The 5653-nt window shown below is 68.4% G+C and carries 6 protein-coding genes and 1 tRNA gene; 4 read left to right on the top strand and 3 right to left on the bottom strand.

Going from position 1 to position 5653, the window contains the following annotated elements; genetic code table 11:
- Positions 1-25: 25 nt before the first annotated feature.
- Together NF876_RS38825 and NF876_RS38820 are read right to left on the bottom strand one after the other, a co-directional pair.
- Positions 26-101, bottom strand: a tRNA-Ala gene (locus NF876_RS38825).
- 80 nt (positions 102-181) lie between these two features.
- A complete protein-coding gene (locus NF876_RS38820) occupies positions 182-568 on the bottom strand; it encodes a TIGR02300 family protein (protein ID WP_262270648.1) in 387 nt (128 codons plus the stop codon).
- Positions 569-753: 185 nt separating this feature from the next.
- On the opposite strand from NF876_RS38820, the gene aroA reads away from it, so the two are divergent.
- The 4 genes from aroA (at position 754) to NF876_RS38800 (ending at position 4405) form a co-directional block, all read left to right on the top strand.
- Positions 754-2103 carry a 3-phosphoshikimate 1-carboxyvinyltransferase gene (aroA, locus tag NF876_RS38815; protein ID WP_262270647.1) on the top strand — a complete coding sequence of 450 codons (1350 nt, stop codon included), beginning with the start codon at positions 754-756 and terminating at the stop codon, positions 2101-2103.
- 8 nt (positions 2104-2111) lie between these two features.
- On the top strand, positions 2112-2753 hold the full coding sequence (cmk, locus tag NF876_RS38810) for a (d)CMP kinase (protein ID WP_262270646.1): 642 nt from the start codon (positions 2112-2114) through the stop codon (positions 2751-2753).
- A 458-nt stretch (positions 2754-3211) separates the two neighbouring features.
- Positions 3212-4015, top strand: coding sequence for a DUF1194 domain-containing protein (locus NF876_RS38805; protein WP_262270645.1), 804 nt, complete (start codon positions 3212-3214; stop codon positions 4013-4015).
- Between the two features lie 12 nt (positions 4016-4027).
- On the top strand, positions 4028-4405 hold the full coding sequence (locus tag NF876_RS38800; protein ID WP_262270644.1) for a methylglyoxal synthase: 378 nt from the start codon (positions 4028-4030) through the stop codon (positions 4403-4405).
- A gap of 205 nt (positions 4406-4610) precedes the next feature.
- Here the strand turns inward: NF876_RS38800 and NF876_RS38795 are convergent.
- Positions 4611-5653: ATP-dependent helicase C-terminal domain-containing protein (locus NF876_RS38795; protein ID WP_315975061.1), on the bottom strand; the 1043-nt coding region annotated here is incomplete at its 5' end.

The following is a 5653-nucleotide window of genomic DNA, read 5'->3' as shown; positions in this document are numbered from 1 at the left end:
CCTGAGCGGCGGCTGTTTTGGGAATTGGTGGAGCCAGGCGGGATCGAACCGCCGACCTCTTGCATGCCATGCAAGCGCTCTCCCAGCTGAGCTATGGCCCCATCTCGATCCGCGGTGCCGGGCACCGCGGGGTCTGCCGTGTTCGGCAGAGGCGTCTCTATAGTCGCCTCTGCTGCGAGGTTCAAGCCTCTTCGTCGTCTTCCAGATCGCTGTCGATCAGATCCGACACGTCGTCGTCGCCCTCTTCCTCATCCTCGAGGAAGGTGTCGTCGTCGGCCACGTCGTCGCCCACGTCGATGTCGTCGTCGACCGGGATGTCCTTCTCGTTCTCGCCGGCCTCGACCTCGTCGAGGGAGACCATCTCCGGCCCGGTCGCCTCGAGCTCGGTCTCGTCGTCGTCATCGGGTGCGGCGGCGCGCGCCACCACGGGAGCGGCCACCCGGCTCATGGCCACGGCCTGGAAGACGGTGCCGCATTTCGGGCAGACGGCCGGGTCCTTGTTGAGATCGTAGAATTTCGCGCCGCAGCTCATGCACTGGCGCTTCAAGCCGAGTTCCGGTTTGGCCACGGGTGATTGCCTTGTGAGTGTGAATGGTCGGGAACGCTCCGTTAGTCGTGAGGGGATGCCTTGTCAAATAGGAAATTGCAAGAGAGCCCCGGGCCCGCGCCAGCTTGCGCGTGACGGCGGGAAAACCGCGTGTTAGGAGCCCGCCCTGATCAGAAGTCTCAAGGAACCCGAGCAAGGAACCGAGAATGTCGCACGCGCACGGATCGCCGTCACCGGTCGCCAGCAGGCCTGGAACGCCCCTGAAGGGGCGCATCCGCGTTCCGGGCGACAAGTCGATCTCCCACCGCTCCATGATCTTCGGCCTCCTGTCCATCGGCGAGACCCGGGTCGAGGGGCTGCTCGAGGGCGACGACGTGCTGCGCACCGCGGAAGCCTGCCGGGTGCTCGGAGCCGCCATCACCCGCGAGGCGCCCGGCCGGTGGCGGATCACGGGCGTGGGGGTCGGCGGCCTGACCGAACCCAAGGACGTGCTCGATTTCGGCAATGCGGGCACCGGCTCGCGCCTGATGATGGGCGTGGCCGGAAGCCACCCGATCACCTCGACCTTCGACGGCGACGCCTCCCTGCGCAAGCGTCCCATGCGCCGAATTCTCGATCCGCTCGTCCAGATGGGCGTGACCGTGGTGAGCGAGGCCGAGGGCGGGCGGGTCCCGCTGACCCTGCGCGGCCCGCGGGAGACGATCCCGATCACCTACGAGACCCCGGCGGCCTCGGCCCAGATCAAGTCGGCGGTCCTGCTCGCCGGCCTCAACTCGCCCGGCCGGACCACGGTGATCGAGTGCGAGGCGACCCGCGACCACACGGAACGGATGCTGGGCCATTTCGGGGCGAGCGTCGAAATCACCCCTCACGGGGCCGACGGCCGCGCCATCACGCTCCAGGGCCAGCCGGAGCTGCGGGGCACCGACATCGTGGTGCCGGCCGACCCCTCCTCGGCGGCCTTCCCCCTGGTGGCGGCCCTGATCACGCCGGGTTCGGACGTGGTGCTCGAGGGCGTGATGATGAACCCCCTGCGCACCGGCCTCATCACGACCCTGATCGAGATGGGCGCCTCCATCGAGCGCCTGAACGAGCGCGACGAGGGCGGCGAGACGGTTGCGGACCTGCGCGTCCGCCACAGCCGCCTCACCGGCGTCACGGTCCCCCATGCCCGCGCGCCGGCCATGATCGACGAGTACCCGATCCTGGCGGTCGCGGCCTCCTTTGCCCAGGGCACGACCCGGATGCAGGGGCTGCACGAGCTGCGCGTCAAGGAATCCGACCGGCTCGCGGCCGTGGCCGCAGGCCTCGCGGAGGCCGGGGTCGAGCACGAGATCCAGGGCGACGACCTCCTCGTTCACGGCTCGAACGGCAAGGTCCGCGGCGGCGGCAATCCGGTGGCGACCCATCTCGATCATCGCATCGCCATGGCGTTCCTGGTCATGGGCCTGGCGACGGCCCAGCCGGTGACCGTGGACGACGGCGCCATGATCGCGACGAGCTTCCCCTCCTTCATCCCGCTCATGCGCGAGCTCGGCGCCACGATCCAGGATTGAGGGAGCCCATGATCATCGCCATCGACGGCCCCGCCGCCTCGGGCAAGGGAACCCTGGGCCGGCGCCTGGCCGAGCATTACGGCTTCGCCCATCTCGACACCGGCCTCCTCTACCGGGCGGTCGCCCGCGTGCTCATGGACCGGGACATCCCGCTCACCGACCGGGACGCGGCCGCGGAGGTGGCCCGCAACCTCGACGTCGGTCACCTGGAGGACGATGCCCGCCTGCGCGGCGCCGCCATGGGCGAATCCGCCTCCGTGGTGTCGGCCTACCAGCCGGTCCGGGATGCCCTGCTGGCCTTCCAGCGCCAGTTCGGCGCAAAGGAGCCGGGTGCGGTGCTCGACGGCCGGGACATCGGCACCGTGGTCTGCCCCGACGCGGACGTGAAGCTCTTCATCACGGCCACCCCCGAGGAGCGGGCGCGGCGGCGTCACCGGGAGCTGCTGGGCCGGGGCGAGCAGGCGGAATACGAGACGATCCTGGTGGATATCCGCCGCCGGGACGAGCGGGACATGAACCGCAGCACCGCCCCCCTGAAGGCGGCCGCCGACGCCATGACCCTGGACACGACGCATCTGGATGCCGATGGCGCCTTCCAGGCCGCCCTTGACCTGGTGGAGAGCCGGCGAGCGTCGACGACCCGCGCATAAGCCCGTCCCGTGTCATCACCGGCCCAAGGCCGGCCATGACGTGAGGGGGTGGCATCACTAGGTCACACACCCTCCACGTCATCACCGGGCTTGTCCCGGTGATCCCGATACGGTGAAGCGCCGCGCCCCAAAAGATCGGGATGGCCGGCGAGAGCCGGGCGATGACTGGCCGGCCATGACGTGCGGAGGGTGGCAGGAGCGGGTCACATACACACCACGTCATCACCGGGCTCGTCCCGGTGATCCCGCTTTTGAGAGGCGCCGCGCTTCAAGCCATCGGGATGGCCGGCACGAGGCGAGTGATAGCCGGCCGGCCATGACGTGGAGGCTGCCATCACCGGGTGACGCCACCCTCCACGTCATGCCCAAGTCCGACCTCTGGTCCGGGCCCGCCCTTGCCTTACTTTCAGAAGCTGGCACACTTTCATGACCAATCCGGCTCCGAGAAGGAGACACCGATGGTTCGTTCCGGCTTCATCCGCCTCGCCGCAGGGCTGGCCTGTCTCTGCGCGTTTCTGGCTCTTCCGGCCCGGGCGCAGCCGGAGACCGAGGTCGACCTGGCCCTCGTTCTGGCCGTCGACATCTCCTTCTCCATGGATACGGACGAGCAGGCCCTGCAGCGGGAGGGCTTCGCCCAGGCGTTCCGGTCCAAGCTCGTCCATGATGCGATCCGCGGCGGGATGCTGGGCAGGATCGCCGTCACCTACATGGAATGGGCCGGCTCGCCGGACCAGAAGGTGATCGTTCCCTGGACGGTTCTCGACAATTCCGAGAGCCTGATGGCCTTTGCGGACAGGATCTCGTCCACGCCCCTGCGCCGGGCGCAGAGGACCTCGATCTCGAGCGCCATCGATTTCAGCGTGAAGCTTCTCGAGGAGAGCGGCCTCAACGCGACCCGGCGGGTCATCGACGTGTCGGGGGACGGCCCCAACAATCAGGGGCGGCTCGTGATCGAGGCACGGGACGCGGCCCTCGCCAAGGGCATCACCATCAACGGCCTGCCGATCATGCTGCGCCAGCCCGGCTATCTCGACATTCCGGATCTCGACATCTATTACAGGGACTGCGTCATCGGCGGCCAGGGCTCGTTCACCGTTCCGGTGCGGGAGCGCGACCAGTTCATCGAGGCGATCAAGACCAAGATCCTGCTGGAAGTTGCCAACCTGATGCCCGCCCAGCCGCTGATCGAGCGTATCCAGTCCCCTCCGCGCACCAACTGCATGGCCGGCGAGATGCAGTGGCGTGACCGCTGGAGCAATTGAGCGGCCCTGCCCATGAAGCAACTGACGCTGGCGCTCGTGGCCCACGACGCCAAGAAGGACGCCATGGCCGATTTCGTGGCCAGGTATGAGAACGACATCCGGCCCTTCGTCCTGTTCGCCACCGGCACCACCGGCGGGCGTGTCATGGAGCGCTGCCCATCCCTCTCGGTCACGCGGTTGAAGAGCGGCCCGCTCGGCGGCGACCAGCAGATCGGCGCCCTGATCGCCGAGGGAAAGATCGACGCCCTCTTCTTCTTCGTCGATCCGCTCTCGCCCCATCCCCACGACGTGGACGTGAAGGCGTTGATGCGCCTCGCCCTCGTCTACAACATCCCCATGGCGCTGAACCCCGCCACGGCGGAGCGGCTGATCGAGTCGTTCCGGCATTAGAGCACCGGATCCGACCCCAAATGTGGGTCCCCTTTTGGGATCGATGCTCTAGAGCATCGGACGGACCCAGAGGGCCGCGTCAGCGACCCGAAGGGCCACGCCAGTGAAAAGTGGATCCGGTTTTCCGTTCTGACCGATGCTCTCATTCAAGAAGAATGCATCGGATGGATCCCAAAAGTGCAAGTCCACTTTTGGGTCCGATGCTTTAGGTCCCGCGCGGCTTGGCGCGCCGCGTCGGCGGAGCCGTCAGCGGATCCTCGGGCCAGGGATGCTTGGGATACTGCCCGCGCATGTCCGCGCGCACGGCCGCCCAGGAGCCGCGCCAGAAGCCCGGCAGGTCACGGGTGATCTGAATCGGGCGTTGGGCCGGCGACAGCAGGTGCAGGATGAGCGGCGCCCGCCCGGCCGCGATGGTCGGATGCTTGTCGAGGCCGAACAGCTCCTGTACGCGCACGGCCAGAACGGGCCCTTCCTCGGCTCCGTAATCGATCGGGATCTGCGATCCGGTCGGCACTTCCACATGGGTCGGGGCCTCCGTGTCGAGACGCCGCTGCAGGTTCCAGGGCAGGAGCGCGCGCAGGGCCTCGCTCAGGAGATCGGGACCGATGTCGTTCAAGCCGGTTCTGCCGATGAGATGGGGAGCCAGCCACTCCTCGGCCGTCCGGATCAGGGCTTCGTCGGACAGATCGGGCCATTCCTCGCCCTCGGCCTTGCGGAGGAACATCACGCGTTCGCGCCATTGCGCGAGCGCCTTCGACCACGGCAGGGCATCGAGCCCCAGGGACGCGAGACCTTCGGCCAGGGCCCGTGCCGCCTCGTCGGTCGCCGGTACTTTCAGAGGCCGTTCGTTCAGGAGCAGGGCCCCGAGACGGCGGACGCCGCGCGCTCGCAGGGCCCTGGCCTGCCGGTCGAAGGCGACCTCGTCGCGCTGCTCGATCGTCTCGCCGAACAGGCTCTCGATCTCTTCGGGCGACAGGGCGGCGGCCGCCAGAATGCGCGCCGACGCGGCGCCGCCGGCGATTTCGGCAACGGCGAGATAAGGCTCCCGGGCCAGCCGCTCATGCGCCTCGAGCGCGGCGCCGCGCCCATTGGCCATGAGGTACTCGCCCGGCTTGCCCCGCGCCTTCGCGATCCGGTCGGGAAAAGCCAGCGTCAGCAGGGCGCCGAGAGAATGCGGCTCGTCCGAGGGCCGTGCCACGCCGCTCGGTTTGCTCGGCTTCGAATTGCTCCCGAAAGCCGGGTCCCCTT

The organism is Microvirga yunnanensis (assembly GCF_025460875.1).
Note: the sequence above shows the minus strand (reverse complement) of the source record. Positions and strands in the feature narration are given on the sequence as shown.